This window comes from Hydrogenophilus islandicus (genome assembly GCF_054657095.1).
This window is the reverse complement of the sequence record NZ_BAAHXE010000016.1, coordinates 1-22328: the sequence shown is the minus strand read 5'-3', so window position 1 is coordinate 22328 and position 22328 is coordinate 1. Positions and strand designations below refer to the sequence as shown.

Here is a 22328-nt window from a genome sequence, read left to right as displayed (position 1 = left end):
GCTACCCGCGTCAGTCGTTACACTCCCCCGCGCAACACCGCAAGCGGCGGCTGCGCCAAAAGAGGTCTTGCCCGCCACCACCCGAGGAGCGCAACCGCAACCGTCACGCCGACCCCTGACGCGGCAAGCGGCAGCCAGCGCACCGCAAGGGGGAGATCGAAAAGCGCACTCGCGAGCCACTGACCTAACCCCGTTGCAGCGGCAACCGAAAGGAGCGCGGCAACCAAACCGACCGCCGCCGACTCGGTGAGCAGTAGCGGTGTCGCCATCACGCGCTGGAGCCCCAACGCACGCAGCAGCGCCACCTGTTGCGCGCGCCGCTCATCCCCCATCGCCCACCCCAAAAAGAGGACGACACCGCCGACGCTCAACGTAAAAGCGAAGACGGCCTCAAGAAGGCGACTGACTTTGTCGCTCAACGCGGCAAATTCAGCCTGGAGCCGCTCGACGTCGAGGATCGTGACGTTGGGAAATTCGTCGGCTAAATGCCGTTCGAGCGAGCGCTGCGCCTCGGGGAGAAAAAGCGCCGCCATAAAGGTCGCGGGGAAGTGGCGGAGCGCTTGCGGTGTGGTGATGAAAAAGAAGTTGGGACGCATCGACTCCCACCGCAGCGACCGGACGGAGGTGATCGTCACCGTCACCTCCTCCCCGGCGACGGCAAAGGTCACCTGATCGCCCACTTTGAGTCCAAAAAGCTGCGCAAGCCCCGCTTCGACCGACGCCTCCGCTTGCGCGCTCGTCCCGTGCCACTTTCCCGCGACGATGGCGTTGCCGTCCGGTAGCTCACTCCCCCACGTGAGATTGAATTCGCGGTGGGCAAGCCGCTCGGCGCGGGCGTTGGACCGGAGCAGCTCCTCGGGGATCGGCTGGCCGTTGATCGCCACCATCCGCCCACGAACGAGGGGCCAAAAAGTGGGGGGCGTCAAGCCCGCACGCTCGATCGCTGCGCGAAGCGAATCGACCTGTTCGGGGAGCACATTGAGCAAAAAGCGATTCGGCGCGTCGGGTGGCGTTTCATACCGCCATGCGGCGATGAGGTCGCTGCGGACAAAAACGAGGAGCCAGAGGATGGTGAGCCCGAGCGCCAACGCGGAAACCTGGATCGCGACCGCAAGGGGCTGCCGGACGAGAAAGAGGAGCGCCAAGCGCAGCGCGGTCGGGAGCATTCGGCCAAAGAGCGCGAAGAGGAGACGCAACATGAGCCACGCTGTCGCGCCGAAAAGGAGTGTTACCCCCACCGTGACCGCGAGCGCCACCACCGCAAGCTTCACCTCGCCTGCCATCACCACGGTGACCCCCATCACCAACCCCGTTACCGCAACGGCCCAGCCCGTCCATCCGAGCGGCTGTACCGGAAGGGCCACCCGACGCAGCACCGCGACCGGGGGAATCGCAAGGAGCCAGAAGAGCCACGGCACGACGAAGGCAGCGACCAGAATCACCGCTAGAAGGAACGCCGGCCACGCGGCAAGCAGCGGAGGTGCAGGCAACTCTGAGCCTTGGAGAGTAGCCGCAAGGAGCTGAGCGAAAATCCCCTCGACAACCCAACCGAGCGCAAGCCCGACAAGCGCAGCGAGCGCCGTGAGCCCCGCAAACCGCAGCGCGAAGAGCTGCACCAAAAGGGGGCGCGTCGCACCGAGCGCGCGGACCACCGCAAAGGGGTGGGTGAGTTGTGCAGCAAGCCGGCGCGCCGCGAGTGCCACCGCGACCGCCGCCAACACCACCGCGGCGATCGTCGCAAGACGCAGCAACCGCTGCACCTGCTCGAGGAGCGTCTTCACCGCCGGTTGCGCTTCGTCGGCTTTGAGGAGCCGCTCGCCTGGGGCAAGCAAGCGTTCGACCTCGGCCTTGAGCGCGGTAAGCGCCTCCCGCGGCGCCAAGAGGTGCCAGCGCCAGGTTGCCCGGCTGCCGGGAGCGATCAGCCCCGAGGCGTCGAGGGTTGCCAGCGACACCACCACCTCCGGGAGAAACGCGAAAAAGTCGGCTCCCTGTTCCGGGGACGAGGTGAGGATGGCTGCGACGCGCACCTGCGCGCGCCCGAGGCTCAAGGCATCGCCCACCGTTAGATTCATGAGCGCTGCAAGCCGCGCGTCGATCCACGCCTCGCCCTCAGCAACGGTAGGCTTTTCGGGTGGGGCGGTAAAACGAAAGGTCCCGCGTAAGGGATAGCCGGGACCAATTGCGCGCAATGCGACAAGTTGGGTTTCCCCGTCCCCGCGGCGAGCGACCGTCGTCGTTACCACCGACTCGGCAACCGTCACCTCGGGGTGGGTTTGGCGCCAACGGTGCCACCGCTCGCCAAAGGGTTGCGGCGCGGTGATCTGAAGGTCTCCCGCGAGCCACGCCCCTGCTTCGGCCTCAAGGAGCGCCTGCAGCCGGCCGTTGAGCCACGCGACCGCAGCAACCGTTGCGACCGCTAGGAGCAGTGCGACAAAGAGGGAGAGAGAACCCCCGCCGCGAAAGAGGCGGTTGGCGAGCTGCCGCCGCTGCCACCACGAGCGGTTTGCAACAGGGTGCGGGAGTATCGTTCCGGGAGGCGGAGGGGCTATTTCGGCACGCACCTCAACTAGCCCCGAGTCGCGACCGCACCAATTGCCACCAGAAAGCGGCCCCTAACGGCAGGATGGCGTCGTTGAAGTCGTAGCGGCTATTGTGCAGGACACACCCCCCTTCCCCTGGTCCGTTCCCGATCCAGAGGTAGGCGCCGGGGCGCTTTTCGAGGAAATAGGCAAAATCCTCTGCGCCCATCGACGGCGGGAGATCGCGCGCAATCTGCGCCTCGCCCACCAGCGCCGCCGCAACTTGCGCCGCCTGCTCCGCACACCCAGGGTGGTTGATCGTCGGGGGGTAACCGTCGTGCCAGTGCCACTCGGCTTGCGCGTGATGGATGCGGGCCACCGATTCGGCGATCGCTGTGACGGCGTCGGTCACCTGCGCCATCGTCGCGGGGGAAAAGGCGCGCACCGTCCCTGAGAGACGAACGGTGTCGGGAAGGACGTTGTAGGCCGAACCCCCGTGGATTTGCGTCACCGAAAAGACCGCCGCGTCGGTGGGTGACACTTGGCGGCTCACAGCACTTTGCGCGAGCGTCACAAACTGGCTGGCGGCGACGATCAGGTCGCTCCCCAAATGGGGCATCGCGGCGTGGGTTCCCGACGCGCGGAAGGTGAGGTCGAAGCTCTTCGTCCCCGCCATCACCGCCCCGCTGTGGACGGCAAAGGTCCCGAGCGGCAAACCGGGCCAATTGTGGAGTGCATAGATCTCGTCGATCGCGTAAGCCTCCAACACCCCCTCTTCGACCATCACCCGCGCGCCCCCTCCTCCCTCTTCCGCCGGCTGGAAGAGAAAGACCACCGTTCCGGCAAAATCGGGGGCGCGACCGAGCACTTCAGCCGCTGCAAGGAGCATTGCGGTATGGCCGTCGTGGCCACACGCGTGCATCCGTCCTGGGTAAGCGGAGCGGTGGGCGAAGGTGTTGGCCTCATCGAGCGGCAACGCGTCCATGTCGGCACGCAGCGCGATCGTCGGACCATGACCGCGCGCGCCAGCAAGCCGCGCGACGACGCCCGTTTTCGCCCAGCCGGTATCGGGCGAGAGACCCCATTCGCGCAGCCGTTCGACCACGAAACGGGCTGTCCCCTCCTCGGCAAAGGCGAGCTCCGGATGGCGGTGGAGGTGCCGCCGCCACGCTTGCCAGACAGGGAAGCGTTCGCGCCATGTGGCGCACCACGCTTGCAAAAGATCGGTCCCGATGAACTCAGCCATTGTCTCTTCCCGAATCACTCGATCGCGAGGTTGAGCTGCGTGGGCGGTAACCCTTTGCTGCGGCGCACCGCTTCGATGCGCTCGGCAATCTCAGTCTCGTTTTTCGTGAGCGCAAGCGTTACCGCCGTATAACCCTGATCGGAGACCGCTTCGGTGTCGGCACCCGCCCGAAGAAGGAGCTCAACCACCTCCTTGTGGCCGTTTCTCGCCGCCCAAATGAGCGGCGTCATGCCATTTTCTGAGCTCCTGTTGGGATTGACCCCCGCAGCGAGGAGCGCCTGAACGACAGGGGTGTGACCTTGCATCGCTGCGTAGATCAGCGGACTCCAGCCGTCGTGGTCGGCGATCGCCCCTCCTTTGAGGAGCTGCTTGACCATCTCGGTGTGGCCGGCATAAGCGGCAACCATCAGGGCGGTTTCGCCGACGACGTTGCGGCGGTTCACCGCTGCACCGTGACGCATGAGGGTGGCAACGAGCGCACTGTCGCCGCGACGTGCCGCCCAGTGAAGCAACGGGTTACCTTCGCTATCGGTGACATTGGGGTCGAGCCCTTGGGTCACCAACGCGCGCACCGTTTCGCTGTCCTCTTGGATGAGCGCCTGCTTGAGTTGCAAGTAGAGGTCGGGCGCCGCCAGAGCACTTCCGGAGAGCGCGCCTCCGACCGCCAAAATGAAAATCATCGCAACAGAAGCCAACCACTGGTTCATTCTCTCTCCTTCATTACCACCCACGGCATGCCGATTTTCTCCCACTGCGGCGCCTCGTCACAGAGCAGCGCATAGGTCAGCGGATGGTTCTGCTCAAACCGCAGGGGAAGCGTAATCCGATACCCTCGCCCCTCATGGGCGACTTCGAGTCGCGGAAGTGGTTTCGGGTTTCGCGCCCGTGTGGCAATCACCGCCAGTCGCAACGCAAGGATTGCATCCCACTCCGCGTCGTCGGGCTGAAGCTCCTTGAGGCGCGCGAGCTTCCCGCGATGGGCGAGGACCCAACGGGCCAATTTGGCCTGATCCGATTGGGAGAACCCCGGAAGATCAGCGTTGGCAAGGAGGTAGGCGCCGTGTTTGTGGTAGCCACTGTGGGCGACGAAGAGCCCCACCTCATGAAGCCGCGCGGCCCATGAGAGAAATTGGCGCATCGGATGAAACGGCTCTCGCCAGGTCGGTTGCAGCTGTTCGGCCAGGCGCAACGCTTCGCTCTCAACCCGCAGCGCGTGCGCCCGGTCGACCTGGCACCGCTCCATCAACCGCTCGACGCTCGCCTCGCGGATGTCCTGATGGTGAGTTCGGCCTAATAGATCATAAAGCAGACCGAGGCGCATCGCACCATTGGCGAAGAAGGCTTTGTCGATCACCAGCGCCTCGAACGCCGCCTTCATGATCGCAAGCCCCCCCGCGAAAATATCCGCGCGATCGGCACGCATCCCCGGGAGTTTACCGATCCGCTCGACGCTCTTTGCGTCGCACACCGCGCGCTCGAGCCGATCCATCACCGGCAGCGTCAACGCTTCGTCGGTCAGTCCCATCGCTACGGCAACATCGCGAATCGCCCGCGCCGTGCCACTGGAGACGAAGACCTGCTCCCACCCGATCCGGCGGTAGGTCTCGGCGATCGCCTCCAACTCCAGCCGCGCCGCAGTGACCGCTTGCGCCATTTGCCGGGGCGTCACGTCACCATTAGGGAAAAAGCGGGTGGTGTAACTCACGCACCCCATGTAGAGGCTCTCCAGCCACTCTGGGGTGAAACCGCGGCCGATGATGAACTCGGTGGAGCCCCCGCCGATGTCGAAGATCAAATTTTGCGCAAAAGGGTGGGCAATCGAATGGGCCACTCCCAGGTAGATCAGCCGCGCCTCTTCCCGGCCCGAAATCACCTCAATCGGAAAGCCCAAGATCTCCTGCCCTTGAGCGATGAAGTGAGCAGCATTTTTCGCGACCCGCAGCGTGTTGGTCCCTACCGCCCGCAGGAGCTCAGCGGGAAAACCGTGTAGCCGTTCGGCAAACTGCGCCAGCGCCTGCCAGCCGCGCCCCATCGCCTCGGGGGTCAGCCACTTATCCACGGTGAGCCCCGCAGCAAGCCGGACGGGCACTCGATACTCATCGCGGGGAAAGAGGAGATCCCCTTCCGCCGCAGCAATGGTGAGCCGAAAAGTGTTTGACCCGAGGTCAACAGCAGCGAGTTTCATTCCGTCATTGTACGCACAATACGGTAGAATGGGTGCAGGAGCACCAGGAAAGTGACCATGCCCGTCGTCATTCCGCCCCCCGCGCACTACCCTGCAGAACACTTCTTCAACCGCGAACTCTCGCTTTTGCAGTTTCAGCGGCGAGTGCTCGCGATGGCAGAAAATGGCGCTACCCCCCTCATCGAGCGGGTGCGCTACCTCTGTATCGTCTCGAGTAACCTCGACGAATTTTTCGAAATCCGCGTCGCTGGCCTCAAGGAGCAGCAACACCAAGGGGTGACCCGTGCCGGAATCGACGGCATCGCGATCGACGAACTTTTAGATCTGATTGGCAAAGAGGTCCATTCCATCGTCTCCCGCCAATACGCGTTGTGGAACGACACGCTGATACCGGCGCTCGCACGCGAAGGGATCGTCTTCGTCCGCCGCAACCACTGGACCGACGCGCAACGGGCGTGGCTCGAACGCTACTTTATCGAGCAGATCGAGCCGCTCCTCACCCCCATCGCGCTCGATCCGGCCCACCCCTTCCCGAGAATTCTCAACAAAAGCCTCAACTTTGCCATCGAGCTCGAAGGGAAAGACGCTTTTGGCCGCTCCTCAGGCCGCGCGATCCTCCAAGCGCCCAGAGCGCTACCGCGCGTACTGCGCCTCCCCAAGGGGCTCTCAGAACACCCCTACGCGTTTGTCTTTCTCTCGTCGATCATCCACGCCAACGTTCACCGCCTCTTCCCCGGCATGACGGTCAAGGGGTGTTACCAGTTTCGCGTCACGCGCAACTCCGACCTTTTCCTCGACGAAGAGGAGATCAAGGACCTGCGCGACGCCCTCTCGGGGGAGCTGCGCCAACGCCACTTCGGCGACGCGGTGCGGCTTGAAGTTGCCGACAACTGCTCCGAACAGATGGCGCGTTTTCTGCTCGAACAGTTCGGTCTCACCGAGCAGGCGCTCTACCGCGTCCCGGGGATGGTGAACCTCGTCCGGTTGATGGCAGTCTGCGACGAAGTCGACCGCCCCGACCTCAAGTTTCCCCCCTTCGTCCCGCGCGTGCCGAAAGCGCTCTCGCGCCCGCAAAACCTCTTTGCTACGCTACGCAAAGGCGATCAGCTCCTCCACCACCCTTACGAGAGTTTTAAGCCGGTGATCGATTTTCTCCGCGTCGCGGCAGACGACCCGGCGGTCGTTGCAATCAAGATGACCGTCTACCGCACCGGCATGGACTCGATCTTGATGGAACAGCTCATCCGGGCGGCGCAGCTCGGAAAAGAGGTGACCGTCGTGATGGAGCTGATGGCCCGTTTCGACGAAGAGGCGAACATCCGCTGGGCGCGGCGGCTCCACGACGCGGGCGCGCACGTCGTCTACGGCGTCTTTGGCTTCAAGACCCACGCCAAGCTCCTCATGGTCATCCGGCGCGAAAACGGCCAACTGCGGCGCTACTGCCACATCGGCACCGGCAACTACCATCCGAAGACCGCGCGCCTCTACACCGACTTTGGGCTGCTGACCGCCAATGAGGAGATCGGCAGCGACGTCGACGCCATCTTTCGCTCGATCACCGGAATGGGGGACGCGCCGCAGCTCAAACACCTTTGGCAATCCCCCTTTACGCTCCACAGAGCGCTTTTGGACCACATTCAAGCCGAAGCCGACGCGGCGCGCGCCGGGAGACGCGGCCGGATCATCGCGAAGATGAATGCGCTCCTGGAGCCCCACCTCATCGAAGCGCTCTACGCCGCCTCGCAAGCGGGGGTGGAGATCGACCTCATCGTCCGCGGCCCCTGCGCCCTCAAACCCCAAGCTCCGGGCCTTTCCGAGAATATCCGCGTCCGTTCGATCGTCGGCCGCTTCCTCGAACACCACCGCGTCTTCTACTTCTACGCCGACGGCGCACGAAAAGTCTACCTCTCCAGCGCCGACTGGATGGATCGAAACTGCTTCCGCCGCGTCGAAGTCGCCTGCCCGGTGCTCGACCCAGCGCTCAAACGGCGCGTGATCAAAGAGGGGTTGCGGATCTATCTGCTCGACAACGCCCAGGCGTGGGAGCTCGGACCCGACGGGCGCTACCGGCTGAAACACGCGCGCACCCTCCGGCGCGCCGCGCAGGAGCTTTTGTTGCGGGAGTTGGCGAAGGGGGGTTAGGGGGTACTGGTCGTTACCCCTCCCAGTTCGCTGGCAACACCCGTTCCGGGTGAAGTTCGCGGAGCCGCTGCAACTCAGGACAATCGACGTGGTGTACGGTTAGTCCTCGGCTTCTGCTCAAAAAGGCGAAAATCGCCTCGCCCTCTTTAGGCAGACAGCAGCGCGCAGGCTGGGCAACAAAGCCCCCTTCGCCGCCAATCGTCACGCGCAGGACCTCTCCCCCGCTTGGCACACTGCTACTGCGGCGCGGCGGAGCCGGCGGACGGGGTTGAGAATCCGGCTCTACCCCCTCGACGAGCGCCTTGGGACCCACCTCGCCGCGGGCAACGGCGCGAAAAAGGCTCTCCGCGTCTTTGAATCCCAAGCGAGTCGCGAGCTCCTCGAGGTTACTTTTACTTTTACCGGCGCGGGCAAGCGTCTGTTCGACGAGTGCCCGCCCGCGCGCTTGGAGTTCGGCAAGCTCCCGCTGGGCAAACCAGAGGCGAATTTTGCTGCGCGCGTGACGCGTGACCGCAAACCCCGGCTGGAGCCAATCGCGCGACGGCCCCCCCTCTTTCGCGGTCAAAATTTCGACCGTCTGGCCGGTCGCGAGCGGCGTGTTGAGTGAGACGATCTGCCCGTCCACTTTGGCGCCGCGGCAGCGGTGGCCGACGTCGGTATGGATCCGGTAGGCAAAATCGATCGGTGTCGCCCCTTTGGGCAGGTCGATCACCCGCCCCGCCGGCGTGGTGACGTAGATCACCTCCTCCTTGACGGCGCGTTTGACCCGCTCTGCCCAGGCGTTGGCGTCGGCGACCTCGTCGCGCCACGCAAGGAGCGAGCGCAGGAGCGCAATCCGCTCGTCGTATGCTGAGGGGCGTTGTCCCCCCTCTTTGTAGCGCCAGTGGGCGGCAACCCCCAACTCAGCAGCGCGGTGCATGGCAAAGGTGCGAATCTGCACCTCGAGCGGCCGGCCGTCGTGCGCGCGCACAGCGGTGTGGAGCGACTGGTAGCCGTTCGCTTTCGGCCGGACAATGTAGTCGTCAAACTCCCCTTCTATCGGCGGGTAACGCTCATGGACCGCCGCGAGCACCGCGTAACAATCCTCCACCTGCGGTACCAGGATGCGCACGGCACGGAGATCGTAGATCCGCTCGAGCTCGAGCCCCTTGCGCGTCATCTTGAGGTAGATGCTGTAAAGGTGTTTTGGCCGACCGGTCACCTCAAAAGGGGAGATCCCCAGTTGCTGGACGAGCGCCGAAAACTCGGCGATCCGCGCGGCAATGAACGCTTCGCGTTCGCTCCGCCGCTCCTCGAGCCGTTTCGCAAGGAGCTTGTAGGTCTCGGGCTCCAGAAGGCGAAAGGCCAGATCCTCGATCTCCCACTTCAGCCGCCACACCCCCAAGCGGTTCGCAAGCGGTGCGTAGAGCGTGCGCGATTCTAGGGCGTAGGAGCGCGCCTCAGGGTCATCAGCGTGTTTGGCGAACCAGCGCAATGTCATTACCCGGGAGCTGAGGCGAAGGAGCACCACCCGCACATCTTCAACGAGCGCGAGCACCATCTTGCGCACCGCCTCAATCGTCTCCTGCTCTGGCGTCGCCTCGCCACACCGCAACCGAACCCCGTGGAGCCGCTCCAGCCCTTTGATCAGCCGCACGACATCGGGCGAAAGGGACTCGGCAATCGCTTCCCAATATTCAGGAGCGCGGGTAGGGATCGGGTAGAGGAGCGCTGCTAAGCGGCTTGCGGTATCGAGGCGGAGCTCGCTCGCCAAAAGGGCCATCCCGAGCGCGTGGGACCAGGCTGGCTCGCCGGTCTCCAGCGTCATCCCCTCCAACGCCTTTTGGGCCTCTTGGGCAAACTGCTCGAGCTCCGCTTGACCCTGCTCCGTGAGATCCGCAAGGAGCGCGTCACGCGCTGTTGCCCAGGACTGGACTGCAAGGGATGAGCGGGTTGCAACCATGCCGTTTTATGCGAAACTATCTCAATGAGATTATCCCACCTTTCGCTGCTGCGCCACCCGTACGCGCTCCTCTTTTACACCGTCACCTTTTGGTCCGGAAACATGGTGCTCGCGCGCGCTTTCCGCGACGCGTTGCCGCCGATTCAATTGGCGATGGCGCGTTGGGTGATTGCGTTGCTCCTCTGCCTTCCGGTGGCACTCCCCCTGTGGCAGAAGAACTGGCCGATGGTTCGCCGCCATTGGCGACTGATGACGCTTCTGGGTGTCCTGGGTGTTGGGGGATACAACACCTTTGCCTATCTGGCGCTGCAATGGACGACCGCGATCAACGCGAGCCTCTTGAACACCCTCATCCCGATTGCCACGATGATCCTTGCGGCGCTGCTCGTGCATGAGCCGCTTTCTGTTCGCAAAGGGGTCGGCATTCTTCTCGCGCTTACGGGCGTGACGGTGGTCATTACCCAAGGAGATCTGACGCTCTTGGCCACACTCGAAGTGAACCGTGGTGACCTCTGGATGGTCGTCGCGGTCTTCACCTGGGCCCTCTATACGGTTTTGTTGCGGCGCCGACCTGCCGGCATTGATCCCCTGGTGCAACTTCTTTTCTTTATCGCTGTCGGCATCGTTGTGCTGATCCCCTTCACCGTGTGGGAACATGCGATACTGGGGAAAGAGCCGGAGCTCTCGTGGGCCACTCTTCTGGTAATGCTCTACACGGGAATCTTCCCCGGTTTTCTCGGTTACATCTTCTACAACGCAGCGGTCGCGCAGGTCGGGGCGAGCACGGGCAGCCTCTTCCTCTACGCGATGCCGGTGCTCTCCTCACTCCTCTCCATTCTTCTCGTGGGCGAAACGCCGCAAGGCTACCACGCCGTCGGGCTCATTCTGGTCTTGGGCGGGATTCTGGTCACGTTGCCTCCAAGAGCGCGACGATGAGTGTTTTTACGGAATGGCTACCGCTTCTCTGGCGTCGTCTGTGGGCGTGGCGTCGTCCCCCTCCTGCCGCGGTGACCGCCTCCTCGGCAGCCGACCCTTTCTGGCGGTCGATTACGGCCACCTTACCCTTCGTTCCTGCAGCGCACGAGGCCGAACGCCTTGTGGAACTGGCTCTCTCTTTTCTTGCGCAAAAAAAGTTTTGGGGTGCGCAGGGACTGACGCTCACCCCGGAGATGGCGGCAACCGTCGCTTATGGCGCAGCGCTCCTTGCTTATCGCGAGGGCCTCACCCTCTTCGATGACTTCGTCGGGGTGGTCCTCTACCCCGCCCCTTTTCGTGTTTACCGGCGGTGGGAAGAGGGGGAATCGGGGATTGTCCATGAGTCGCTGGAGACGCTTGACGGTGAAACGTGGGAAAATGGGCCAGTTGTCGTCGCCTGGCTCGACGATCCCTTGGAACGGTGGGCGGTAATTGTGCACGAATTGGCCCACCGACTCGACGCGGCCCTCGGCGGGATCTGGGGTCCGGTATGGGAGGCAAGTTGGTCCCGTGCGTGCGAAGCTTTTGATGCGAACAGTTCGCTTCCCTTTGATGACTACGCGCTTACCGATCCGGTAGAATTTGTTGCAGTCACGGCTGAAGCGTTCGTGCTCACTCCAGATCTCTTGAAGAACTGGGATAGCGCACTATATTGGGAATGGAGCCGGATCACCGGGCTCAATCCGGCTCAAATGGCACGAGAGCCCGACTGTCTGAGTGAAAGGAGAGAGGCATCATGAAGAAAACCTGGGTGGTCGTAGCCAACGCCAGCATGGCAAAAATCTTCCAAGCATGCAATGCAAAAGGAGAATTGGAACTCATCACGACACTCAACCACCCGGAAAGTCGTCTCCGCAACCAAGATCTGGTGACGGACAGACAGATGGAACACCATCATGGCGGTGCAGCGACACCCCACGATGGGGAGCGTGTTGCGCCCAAAGAGGTCGAAGCGCAACGCTTCGCGCAAGAAATTGCTGCCTATCTCAAAGAGGGGCGAACCCGCCACGCCTTTGAGCGGCTGATCGTTGTGGCCACTCCGCACTTCAAGGGGCTGCTTCTTGCCGAGATGGACAGCACGACTGCAAAACTGGTCGAAAAGACCATCGACAAAGATTACACGCAAGAGAGCGAGCGGACGTTGAGCGAACGGCTTGCCGACGCGATTCGCTACGTTGCGTGACGCGCGGTGAGCGCTTCATAGCGTGCCCCATTCCGGTCGAGGTGTGAGCAGTAGAGCACTGGCAGGATGGGGTGCGCCCAGCGGCACGGCGGGAGGTGGGGGTCAGCTACCTCTTTCCGTACCCGCCGCATCAGGGTCAGATGGGGCAGCCACCCCCGTTTCTCCTCCTGGAGGTACGGGGTAAAGCGAGAGACGATCCCCTTTTGGTAATCGAGCCATTCTGAGGGAACGGAACGCGCGGTGAGGACCGCGACTCCCGCCTGGGGCCACACCGCAAAGCGGTCGAGCAGCAGCGGCACCTCAGGGGTGGGGGGGAGCGTCTCCGTAATCGTGCGGATCGCGTCGCGATCAGCCGCTCGCTGCTCGCCGAAAAAGAGGAGCGTCAGATGCCAGTTTTCGGGGGGAATGACTCGGACGTCTGGGAGATGCCGGAGCGTAGCACGAAGTTTTCTCACAGCGCGGAGCCGCCACCCTTCGGGTGGGGGGAGCGCCAAGAAGAGCCGGAAACGTTGGGACGGCACACCGCTGGGCGTCTCGGTACTCATGCACTCATTGCCCAGCGGCTCACCCGCTGGGGTCATGATCCCCTTCGCCAGAGGAGCGCGACCGCGTAAGCGGCGATCCCCTCGCCCCGCCCCAACGCGTCGAGTTTCTCGTGGGTCTTCCCTTTGACCTGAATCTGCTCCGGCACAGCGTCCAGCACTGCGGCGAGCCGCTCCTTGATCGCCGGGACAAAGGGGAGAATCTTGGGTCGCTCGCAAATCACCACGGAGTCGAGGTTCCCGAGTAGCCACCCTGCGGCGGCGATGTGCTGCCACGCTTCCCGAAGGAGCATCAGGCTATCTGCCCCCCGCCAGCGCGGATCATGGTCAGGAAAGAGCGCACCGATATCACCAAGACCCGCCGCGCCGAGGAGCGCGTCGGTGACGGCGTGCGCGAGGACGTCGCCATCCGAGTGGCCTTTGAGCCCCCACGGGAACGGGATCGCTACGCCGCCGATCACACACCGCCGTCCGGGAACGAGCGGGTGGATGTCAAACCCGATTCCGACGCGAAAAGGGGGGAGTTCCCTACCCTTGATGCCCTCATCCATGGCCGCGCTCCTGAAGGAGCCAGATCGCTTCGGCAAGCGCCAAATCGCCCGGCAGCGTCACTTTGAGATTGCTCGCGTGCCCCTTAACCAACAGCGGTGAGAGGCCCAACCGTTCGACGGCACTCGCCTCGTCGGTCGCCTCAGGGTGGCGATCGAGCGCCTGACGGAGGAGCGCGAGGCGAAAAATTTGCGGCGTCTGGGCGAGCCACAACCGCTCGCGCGGCACGGTCCTTTCGACAGCAGGGGTCCCCGTCGAATCGTTCGTGCGAGCGAGCTTAACTGTGTCGGTCACCGGCTGGGCAAGGAGCCCGCCGACGTTACTTCCGCCGACAACGGCGTGAAGATGTTCGATCGCCTCCACCGTGACACACGGCCGCGCGGCATCGTGCACGAGTGCCCAGTCGTCGTCGCCAAACCCTTCAGCGTGGGCCACTTTGAGCCCCGCCCGGACCGAATGGGCCCGCGTCTCGCCACCGATGCGGAGAACCGCGACGCGGCTCAAAGCCCATTCAGCAGATAGATCGGCGAGATGGGGTTCGACGACGCTCGTCCAGTGGCGATCATCGGGCGCCAAAACGACATAGATGCGCTCAAGGAAAGAGACTTGGAGGAGCCGCGACAGCGTGCGCACGATGAGCGGCGCGCCCGCAAGCGGGAGATACTGCTTGGGAAGCGCGGCATTCAAGCGGCTACCGCTTCCGGCAGCAGGAATGACCGCGAAGGTGCGGGCAAAAGAGAGGATGCCGGGAGACACGTTACGGAATCATGGAGGGATGCAAAGCGGGTGGTGGGTGCTGACGGACTCGAACCGCCGACATTCGCCTTGTAAGGGCGACGCTCTACCAACTGAGCTAAGCACCCGCCAAGCGCCCGCTATTATATCTTAGTGTTTCAGATTTTTACGTGTCGTGCGCTTCCCTTCGCTGCCTCCAGCCAAGACAGCAGGTGGCGTTTCAGCCACTTTCGCGGTGAGCGGCTCTGCCACTTTCAAAAGGGGCTCGGGTTTGCGCTCGAGCGCCGCGTCCAACACCTGCTCGATCCACCGCACCGGCTGGATCTCGAGGGCATTCTTGACGTTTTCGGGGATTTCCGCCAGGTCCTTGACATTCTCTTCGGGAATCAGAACTTTGCGGATGCCCCCCCGAACAGCGGCAAGGAGCTTCTCCTTGAGTCCACCAATCGCCAACACTTCGCCGCGCAGTGTGATCTCGCCGGTCATCGCGACGTCACACCGCACCGGAATACCGGTGAGCGACGAGACGAGCGCCGTGGTGATTGCAATCCCAGCCGACGGCCCATCTTTGGGGATCGCCCCTTCGGGCATGTGGACGTGAACGTCGGTCTTTTCGTAAAAGTCGGGCGCGATCCCCCACGATTCGGCGCGCTTGCGCACCACAGTAAGTGCCGCTTTGATCGACTCTTGCATCACCTCGCCGAGCTTCCCGGTGGTGATCACCTTCCCTTTACCGGGTAGGGTCACCGCTTCGACGGTTAGCAGCTCTCCGCCCACTTCGGTCCAAGCCAAACCGGTCACCTGTCCCACCTGGTTGCTCTTTTCCGCTACGCCAAAGGTGTAGCGACGCACGCCGAGGTATTGTTGGAGCGCTGGGGCGTCGACGGTCACCGGGGCTTTGAGCGCTTTCGTCAAGATCCCTTTCACCACCTTACGGCAGATCTTCGAGATTTCGCGCTCGAGGTTGCGCACACCGGCTTCACGGGTGTAGTAGCGGACGATGTCGCGAATCGCTTCCGTGGTGACGGTGAGCTCCCGCTTCTTCAAGCCGTTCGCTTTCATCTGCTTCGGGAGTAGATAACGCTCGGCGATCGCGATCTTCTCGTCCTCGGTATAGCCCGAAAGGCGAATCACCTCCATGCGGTCCAGCAGCGGCGCAGGGATGTTGAGCGTGTTCGCAGTTGCGACAAACATCACCTCCGAGAGGTCGAAATCGAGCTCCACGTAGTGGTCCTGGAACGCATGGTTCTGCTCGGGGTCGAGCACTTCCAAGAGCGCCGCACTCGGGTCCCCGCGAAAATCGACGCCAATCTTGTCGACTTCATCGAGCAAAAAGAGCGGGTTTTTGACGCCGACCTTGATCAAGCTCTGGATGATCCGCCCCGGCAATGCGCCGATGTAGGTGCGCCGATGGCCGCGGATTTCGGCTTCGTCACGCACGCCCCCGAGCGCCATGCGGACAAATTTTCGGCCGGTGGCGCGGGCAATCGATTGACCCAGAGAGGTTTTCCCCACGCCAGGAGGGCCAACGAGGCAGAGGATCGGCGATTTGACGACGTCGACCCGCTTTTGCACCGCGAGGTACTCGACGATCCGCTCTTTGACCTTTTCGAGCCCGTAGTGGTCTTCGTCGAGTACCCGCTCGGCTTTCTTGAGATCGAGTGCGACTTTCGTGCGCTTCGACCACGGAAGCTGTACCAGCGTGTCGAGGTAGTTGCGCACGACCGTCGCTTCGGCCGACATCGGCTGCATCAGGCGCAACTTCTTGAGTTCCGCAAGCGCTTTCTCTTCGGCCTCTTTGGGCATGCCGGCCGCTTTGATCTTCTTCTCGATCTCGTCGAGTTCGGCCTGTTCGTCGGCCTCGCCGAGCTCTTTCTGGATCGCCTTGACCTGTTCGTTGAGGTAGAAGTCGCGCTGATTCTTCTCAAGCTGGCGCTTCACCCGTTGCCGGATCCGCCGTTCGGTCTCCAGGATATCGAGCTCCCCTTCCACGAGGGCAAGGAGCCGCTCCAGACGTTGCGGCAGCGCGTCGATCTCGAGAATCTCCTGCTTCTTCTCGAGCTTCACCCCAAGGTGAGCGGCGATCGCATAGGTGAGCGCGTCGCTCTCTTCGATCTGGTTGAGCGAGTTGATGAGCTCTTGCGGGAGTTTATTGTTGAGCTTGACGTACTCGGTAAAGGCTGAGAGGAGCGCCCGTCTGAGCGCGGGCACCTCGCTGTCGCTCTCCTGCGTGGTTTCAAGCGGCTCGATGCGCGCCAGCAGCACCTCGTCGCTGTCTTCGAGCTGAACGAGCCGCACGCGGGTCTTGCCCTCGATCAACACTTTGACGGTGCCGTCGGGGAGCTTCATCATCTGCATGATCTGCCCGAGGCAACCGACCCGGTAGAGATCCTCGGGCGAAGGGTTCTCGTGTTCGGGCTCTTTCTGGGCGACGAGGACGATTTTGCCCCCCTCCTCCATCGCTAGTTCGAGCGCCTTGATCGATTTCGGGCGGCCGACGAAGAGGGGGATCACCATTTCGGGGTAGACGACGACATCCCGGAGGGCCAAGACCGGGTAGTGTTCGATCCGTTCGATCAGTGTCATTTCATTCATTGTGGGATTCCTTGCTGCTTTTCAGGGGGATGTGCTCTTTATGGGGGAGTCACTTCTTCGATTCAAGGGGTCTTGCCGAGTTCCAGGTGCATTCTGACATCAAAAAGGCCCGTCGAGCGCGCGGACGACGCTCACGGGCCGATGGTGAAGAGGCGTGCAGGAAATTTAGCTGACCTGTCGGCCCGTCGCATCCGCCGAAGAGGGATTGATATCTCCCGCAGCATCTCGGGGAATGCGTTGGGGGGGAACCCCTTCGGTCACCACGTTTTCATCCACGATCACTTTTGCGACGCGGTCGGCGTACGAGGGGAGTTCGTACATCTCCTGGAGGAGCAGCGTCTCGAGGATCGAGCGTAAGCCGCGAGCGCCTGTTTTGCGCTCGATCGCGCGGCGGGCAATCGCACGGATCGCCTCTTCGGTGAATTCGAGTTCCACCCCCTCCATCGCAAAGAGGGCTTGAAACTGTTTCACCAAGGCGTTCTTGGGTTCAACCAGGATCCGCATCAAGGCCGTTTCGTCAAGCTCCTCGAGGGGCACGATCACCGGCAGCCGCCCGATCAGCTCAGGGATCAACCCGAAACGGACGAGGTCTTCGGGTTCAACCAGCCGCAGGAGTTCATCCCGTTTGGCCTTCTCGCGGCTACGCACCTTGGCACCAAAGCCGATTCCGCCCGATTCCGCCCGACGTTCGACGATCTTTTCAAGCCCCTCGAAGGCGCCCCCGCAGATGAAGAGGATGTTGGTGGTGTCGATCTGAATCATCTCGCCGTGGGGATTTTTTCGCCCCCCTTGCGGCGGGACATTCGCGATCGTCCCTTCGATGATCTTCAAGAGCGCCTGCTGAACCCCTTCGCCGGAGACGTCGCGCGTGATCGACGGGTTTTCCGATTTGCGGGCGATCTTGTCGATTTCGTCGATAAAGATGATCCCACGCTGCGCCCGTTCGACGTCCATATCGCACGTTTGAAGCAGCCGCAGGAGGATGTTTTCGACATCTTCCCCCACGTATCCCGCTTCGGTGAGGGTTGTGGCGTCGGCAATCGCAAACGGGACGTCGAGCTTGCGGGCTAGCGTCTGCGCAAGGAGCGTTTTTCCCGAACCGGTAGGGCCGATCAGCAGAATGTTGCTCTTTTGGATCTCGACGTCGCTTCCTTGGCTCTGACTACGCAACCGTTTGTAGTGGTTGTAGACGGCCACCGACAACACCTTCTTCGCGTGATCCTGCCCGATCACGTACTGGTCCAGGTGGGCGACCAGTTCTGCTGGGGTCGGGAGCTTGCGGAAGTCGAACGCAGACGAGTCGGTCAAAGGCTCCCCCTCGGCGTCTGCGAGATCGTCTTCGAGGATCGCCTGGTAAGCATCCTGCACACAGTAGTTGCAGATGTAAAGGCCACTGGGGCCGGCGAGCAGGCGGTCGACCTCGTCTTGGCTTCGCCCGCAAAAGGAGCATTTGAGATCGCGGTTTCGGGAACGGGCCATCGCTTACTCCTCACCGCGGCGGGTGAGCACTTTGTCGGCTAGACCATACTCCACCGCTTCCTGCGCCGACATGAAGTTATCCCGTTCGGTGTCGCGCTCAATTTTCTTGACGCTCTGGCCGGTATGCTCGGCAAGCAGTTCGTTCAACCGCGCTCTCAACTTGAGAATTTCGCGGGCATGGATCTCGATGTCGGTCGCCTGACCCTGCACGCCACCGAGCGGCTGATGGATCATCACCCGAGCGTTCGGCAACACATAGCGCTTCCCTTTGGCACCGGCAGCGAGGAGAAACGCCCCCATGCTCGCTGCTTGGCCGATGCAGAGGGTGGAGACGTCGGGCTTGATGAACTGCATCGTATCGTAGATCGCCATGCCTGCGGTCACCGAACCCCCGGGGGAGTTGATGTAGAAGTGGATATCCTTGTCCGGATTCTCCGACTCGAGAAAGAGGAGCTGCGCAACCACGAGGTTCGCCACCGCGTCATTGACTGGACCGACAAGGAAGATGACCCGCTCTTTGAGGAGGCGCGAGTAGATATCGTAGGCGCGTTCGCCGCGCCCACTCTGTTCGATCACCATCGGCACTAGGCCGAGGTTATAGATTTCGCTGGCGACCGGTCCGTTCATGGGTCTTTCCTCTCTGCTTTAGGCAGCGTTCTGGTTCATGAACGCTGCAAATTCACGCGGTTCCTCTTTGACCGTCATGCGCTGCAGCGCCCATTCCACCACGTTGTTCTCGATCACGACTGCCTCGGCGTTACCGAGACGCTGGGGATCCTCATAGTACCACTTCACCAACGCTTCGGGTTCGTCGTAGTTTTGTGCAATCTCTTCGATGAGGGCACGAACCGCTTCGGGTTTGGCGGAGAGTCCGAACGTTTTCACGATCTCGGCGATCAATAGCCCCAACCGCACGCGGCGCTTTGCCTCCTCCTCGAACCACTTGGGCTCGATCGGGAGGGTATCGACCTTGAGCCCGCGCATCTGGAGGTCACGCTTGGCTTTTTCCGCCAGTTGCTCTGCTTCGCTGGCAACGAGGCTTTGCGGCAAGGGGAAGTCGTGCTTCATGAGGAGCGCGTCGAACACCTGCCGTTTGACTTCGCTATTTACCCGAGCACTCACCTCCCGTTCAAGGCTGGCACGCACTTCGTCGCGCAGCTTCGCAACGTCGCCCTCTTCGATTCCCAGCGAACGGGCAAATTCAGCGTCGACCTCCGGGAGTTGCGCCGCCTCGACTTTCTTGACGGTCATTTCAAACTGGGCAGTCTTCCCTGCCAAATGTTCCGCGCCGTAATTCTCTGGGAAGGTGACGTCGAAGGTCTTCTTTTCTCCCGCTTTGAGACCAATCGGGGCCTGGTCGAACTCCGGAAGCAGGCGGCTTTCACCGATGACATAAACATAATCGGTGGCGCTTCCCCCTTCGAAAGGTTCGCCGTTGAGGGTACCGACAAAATCGACCGTCACGCGGTCCCCTTGCGCGGCGGGGCGATCGACCTCGACGAAAGTCGCGCGCTGTTTGCGCAGCACCTCGATCGTGCGGTCCACTGCCGCGTCGTCGACGGTAACCACCGGCTTGACGACTTCGACTTCACTGAGCTCCGCGATTTCGATATCGGGATAGACCTCAAACGCGGCTTCGACGATAAATTCGCCTTCAGCTGCCGGCTCGTCCCCTGAGGGCTCAATCCGATAGCCGCCGGCAACACGGTACGCCCCCTCTTTGACCGCTTCGGTCAGCGCCTTTTCGATCGCCTTGGAGAGCGCTTCAGAGCGCGCCTCCGCCCCATACATCCGTTCAACCAGTTTGAGCGGGACTTTGCCGGGACGGAATCCGGGCATCTTGACACTGCGCGCGTACTGCTTGATGAGACGATCGGTCTCAGAAGCAATCTGCTCAGCGGGAATACGAAGCGTCACTTTGCGTTCAAGGGGGTTGGGTGTCTCAGCGGGAGCGGGTGCCGCCTGGGTGGTCACATCCGGGTTCTGAACGTTTTGCTCTTCCATCCGTTTTTCCTTGCTTTGCGGTATGCTAAGAGAAGAATTCTAGCATAAGGGTCATGGCGGTTGCGATGAACCAAGTCGATGTCCACCTGTTACTGACCATTCGAGCCCTTCGTTCCCTGGAGGCCCGGTACGTTCCTGAGACGCCGCTGATGGCGCGCGCGGGCGCTGCGTTAGCCGATCGGCTGAAGCGCTGGGGTGAGCAAGGAGCAACGTTTCTCTTTCTCTGCGGTCCGGGAAACAACGGCGGCGATGGGTTGGTTGCAGCAACCCGTCTCCACGAATGGGGTTATCCCGTCGCAGTTGTCGCCCTCCCCCCGTCGGACGCTATCTCTCCCGAACATCGCGACGCGTGGGCGAGATGGTGCCAAGAGGGGGGTACAACAGTCACCGATCCGCTAGCGGTGGCGCAGAAGGGTGTCCCTTTGGTGGTCGTCGACGCGCTCTTCGGAATCGGCCTGACGCGGCCGATTGGCGAACCCTACGCCTCTTGGCTCCGTTGGGCAAACGAACAACAGGCCTACCGCGTCGCCGTCGATATTCCAAGCGGCCTTGACGCCGACACGGGTAACCGGATCGGCGAGGTGGTCTTCAAAGCAGATGAGACAGTGACCTTCCTTGCCGACAAACCGGGGCTACACACCCACGACGGCCCCGATCACGCCGGAACGGTCGCCGTTGCTCCGTTGGGGGTAACCGAAGCGCTGAACGAATGGGCGAACCGGTCTGCTTCTGCCCTCTTCTCAGAAGAGGTGGAAGAAAACGCATCTGCCGAATCGCTTCCCTCTGACGCCGGTCTCTTGCTCGAGCGCGGGCTCTTTTCCCGCTGGCTCGTTGCACGACCACGCAACGTTCACAAAGGCGACTTTGGCCACGCAGCGATCATTGGCGGAGCAAGCGGTATGGTCGGGGCATTGCACCTTGCAGCGCGCGCCGCACTCGCCCTGGGGACCGGCAAGGTCTCTGCCATAGCAGTTACGAAAGATCACCTTCCCTGCGATCCCCTCCACCCCGAGGTGATGTGGCCTGCGGGGATCCCCGCTGACGCAACGGCGCTTGCGGTCGGCCCAGGGTTGGGGGTGACGAGTCCGGCACTCTTCTGGCTTGAACAGGCGGTCGCGACCCCTCAGCCCCTGGTGATCGACGCCGACGCTCTGAACCTATTGGCACGCACCCCCCCTTTAGCTGACCAGGTTGCCCTACGCAACGCCCCCACGGTATTGACCCCTCACCCCGGAGAGGCGGCGCGGCTCCTTGCCGTAAGTTCGGCCGAAGTTCAGCGGGATCGGATCGGTGCGGCCGTCGCGATTGCCCGACGCTTCCGCGCCACAGTCCTCCTCAAGGGGTGCGGGTCGATCATCGCTACCCCAGCCGGGCAGTGGGCGATCAACCCCACCGGTCACGGCGGGATGGCCAGCGGCGGCATGGGCGATACCCTCACGGGGTTACTCGTCGCGCTGCTGGCGCAACGCTGGCCCCCACTTGCAGCGACCGCTTTTGCCGCTTATCTCCATGGGGCTGCAGCGGAACTTGCCGCGCAAGAAGGGGTAGGCCCCGTTGGGCTTACGGCGAGCGAAACGGCGCACTTTGCCCGCCGTTTGCTCAACCGCTGGCTTGCTGGTGGTGTGCCCACAAGGCCACCAACTCAGCCACCTTGCGACACCCCATCTTCTCCATGACCCGAGCGCGATAGACTTCGACCGTTTTGATCGAAATTGCCAGCTCGTCGGCGATCTGCTTGTTGAGGTAACCGGCGACAACCCGGTGAAAGACATCGCGTTCCCGCGGCGTGAGGGATGCAAAACGGGCAGCGAACGCTTCGCGCTCGGTGCGTTGCGACCATTCGAGAGCAAGCCGCTCAAACCCTTCACGCAACCGCTCGAGGAGCACCGATTCGTCGACCGGTTTTTCCAAGAAATCGATCGCCCCGCCGCGCAGAGCCCCTGTGGCCATCGGGACATCGCCGTGGCCGGTCAGAAAGATCAGCGGAAAAGGGAGATGGCGTCGTTTGAGTTCATCAAAGAGTTGCAGGCCACTCAGTCCAGGCATCCGGACGTCACAGATCACACACCCGGGTTCAATGTGGGGCAGTGCGGCAAGAAACGACTCGGCGTCGGGATAGGCGCTCACCAGGTATCCTGCTCCTTCAATCAACCAGAGGAGCGAATCGCGGATCGCCTCGTCGTCGTCGACCACATGAACGGTTCGAAATGGGCTGTCAACGTTGTCCATCTT

At 62.5% G+C, this 22328-nt stretch carries 18 protein-coding genes and 1 tRNA gene; 5 read left to right on the top strand and 14 right to left on the bottom strand.

Going from position 1 to position 22328, the window contains the following annotated elements:
- Positions 1 to 17: 17 nt before the first annotated feature.
- The 4 genes from ACYQ6T_RS06295 to ACYQ6T_RS06280 are packed head-to-tail and all read right to left on the bottom strand — an operon-like array spanning position 18 to position 5950.
- Positions 18 to 2561, bottom strand: a complete 2544-nt coding sequence (locus tag ACYQ6T_RS06295) for an ABC transporter permease (RefSeq protein WP_459828897.1) — start codon at positions 2559 to 2561, stop codon at positions 18 to 20.
- Position 2562: 1 nt separating this feature from the next.
- Complete coding sequence (locus tag ACYQ6T_RS06290) at positions 2563 to 3765, bottom strand: M20 aminoacylase family protein (protein ID WP_459828895.1); 1203 nt, start codon at positions 3763 to 3765, stop codon at positions 2563 to 2565.
- A gap of 14 nt (positions 3766 to 3779) precedes the next feature.
- On the bottom strand, positions 3780 to 4472 hold the full coding sequence (locus tag ACYQ6T_RS06285) for an ankyrin repeat domain-containing protein (protein ID WP_459828893.1): 693 nt from the start codon (positions 4470 to 4472) through the stop codon (positions 3780 to 3782).
- A complete protein-coding gene (locus ACYQ6T_RS06280) occupies positions 4469 to 5950 on the bottom strand; it encodes a Ppx/GppA phosphatase family protein (RefSeq protein ID WP_459828891.1) in 1482 nt (493 codons plus the stop codon). Before ACYQ6T_RS06280 ends, ACYQ6T_RS06285 begins: the two co-directional genes overlap by 4 nt.
- Before the next feature lie 57 nt (positions 5951 to 6007).
- Here ACYQ6T_RS06280 and ppk1 point away from each other — a divergent pair, with 57 nt between their 5' ends.
- On the top strand, positions 6008 to 8092 hold the full coding sequence (gene ppk1, locus ACYQ6T_RS06275; RefSeq protein WP_459828957.1) for a polyphosphate kinase 1: 2085 nt from the start codon (positions 6008 to 6010) through the stop codon (positions 8090 to 8092).
- 13 nt (positions 8093 to 8105) lie between these two features.
- Here ppk1 and ACYQ6T_RS06270 read toward each other — a convergent pair whose 3' ends face one another.
- On the bottom strand, positions 8106 to 10034 hold the full coding sequence (locus ACYQ6T_RS06270; RefSeq protein ID WP_459828889.1) for a RelA/SpoT family protein: 1929 nt from the start codon (positions 10032 to 10034) through the stop codon (positions 8106 to 8108).
- A 24-nt stretch (positions 10035 to 10058) separates the two neighbouring features.
- Here ACYQ6T_RS06270 and ACYQ6T_RS06265 point away from each other — a divergent pair, with 24 nt between their 5' ends.
- Genes ACYQ6T_RS06265 through ACYQ6T_RS06255 form a run of 3 tightly spaced genes read left to right on the top strand, consistent with a single transcriptional unit; the run spans position 10059 to position 12192 of the window.
- Complete coding sequence (locus ACYQ6T_RS06265) at positions 10059 to 10970, top strand: DMT family transporter (RefSeq protein ID WP_459828887.1); 912 nt, start codon at positions 10059 to 10061, stop codon at positions 10968 to 10970.
- A complete protein-coding gene (locus ACYQ6T_RS06260) occupies positions 10967 to 11749 on the top strand; it encodes a zinc-dependent peptidase (protein ID WP_459828885.1) in 783 nt (260 codons plus the stop codon). Before ACYQ6T_RS06265 ends, ACYQ6T_RS06260 begins: the two co-directional genes overlap by 4 nt.
- On the top strand, positions 11746 to 12192 hold the full coding sequence (locus ACYQ6T_RS06255; protein ID WP_459828883.1) for a host attachment protein: 447 nt from the start codon (positions 11746 to 11748) through the stop codon (positions 12190 to 12192). Before ACYQ6T_RS06260 ends, ACYQ6T_RS06255 begins: the two co-directional genes overlap by 4 nt.
- Here the strand turns inward: ACYQ6T_RS06255 and ACYQ6T_RS06250 are convergent.
- From ACYQ6T_RS06250 to tig, 8 genes are all read right to left on the bottom strand, one after another.
- Positions 12180 to 12737, bottom strand: coding sequence for a 2'-5' RNA ligase family protein (locus ACYQ6T_RS06250; RefSeq protein WP_459828881.1), 558 nt, complete (start codon positions 12735 to 12737; stop codon positions 12180 to 12182). The two genes, ACYQ6T_RS06255 and ACYQ6T_RS06250, sit on opposite strands and share 13 nt — an antisense overlap.
- Before the next feature lie 32 nt (positions 12738 to 12769).
- The gene (gene ispF / locus ACYQ6T_RS06245; RefSeq protein ID WP_459828879.1) at positions 12770 to 13285 is read right to left on the bottom strand and encodes a 2-C-methyl-D-erythritol 2,4-cyclodiphosphate synthase; all 516 of its coding nucleotides are present in this window, start codon (positions 13283 to 13285) and stop codon (positions 12770 to 12772) included.
- Positions 13278 to 14039 (bottom strand): 2-C-methyl-D-erythritol 4-phosphate cytidylyltransferase, encoded by a 762-nt coding sequence (gene ispD, locus ACYQ6T_RS06240; RefSeq protein ID WP_459828878.1) that lies wholly within the window; start codon positions 14037 to 14039, stop codon positions 13278 to 13280. The genes ispF and ispD overlap by 8 nt, the downstream gene beginning before the upstream one ends.
- A 31-nt stretch (positions 14040 to 14070) precedes the next feature.
- Positions 14071 to 14146 (bottom strand) — tRNA-Val (locus ACYQ6T_RS06235).
- Positions 14147 to 14168: 22 nt separating this feature from the next.
- Positions 14169 to 16613 (bottom strand): endopeptidase La, encoded by a 2445-nt coding sequence (gene lon, locus ACYQ6T_RS06230; RefSeq protein ID WP_459828876.1) that lies wholly within the window; start codon positions 16611 to 16613, stop codon positions 14169 to 14171.
- Between the two features lie 165 nt (positions 16614 to 16778).
- Positions 16779 to 18092 (bottom strand): ATP-dependent Clp protease ATP-binding subunit ClpX, encoded by a 1314-nt coding sequence (gene clpX, locus ACYQ6T_RS06225; protein ID WP_459828875.1) that lies wholly within the window; start codon positions 18090 to 18092, stop codon positions 16779 to 16781.
- Between the two features lie 3 nt (positions 18093 to 18095).
- Positions 18096 to 18719, bottom strand: a complete 624-nt coding sequence (gene clpP / locus ACYQ6T_RS06220; protein ID WP_459828873.1) for an ATP-dependent Clp endopeptidase proteolytic subunit ClpP — start codon at positions 18717 to 18719, stop codon at positions 18096 to 18098.
- 18 nt (positions 18720 to 18737) lie between these two features.
- Entirely contained in the window at positions 18738 to 20096 is a 1359-nt protein-coding gene (gene tig, locus ACYQ6T_RS06215; RefSeq protein WP_459828871.1) for a trigger factor, read from the bottom strand.
- A gap of 65 nt (positions 20097 to 20161) precedes the next feature.
- Here tig and ACYQ6T_RS06210 point away from each other — a divergent pair, with 65 nt between their 5' ends.
- The gene (locus ACYQ6T_RS06210; RefSeq protein WP_459828869.1) at positions 20162 to 21772 is read left to right on the top strand and encodes an NAD(P)H-hydrate dehydratase; all 1611 of its coding nucleotides are present in this window, start codon (positions 20162 to 20164) and stop codon (positions 21770 to 21772) included.
- Here ACYQ6T_RS06210 and ACYQ6T_RS06205 read toward each other — a convergent pair.
- Complete coding sequence (locus ACYQ6T_RS06205; protein WP_459828954.1) at positions 21696 to 22325, bottom strand: response regulator transcription factor; 630 nt, start codon at positions 22323 to 22325, stop codon at positions 21696 to 21698. The two genes, ACYQ6T_RS06210 and ACYQ6T_RS06205, sit on opposite strands and share 77 nt — an antisense overlap.
- Between the last annotated feature and the right edge of the window lie 3 nt (positions 22326 to 22328).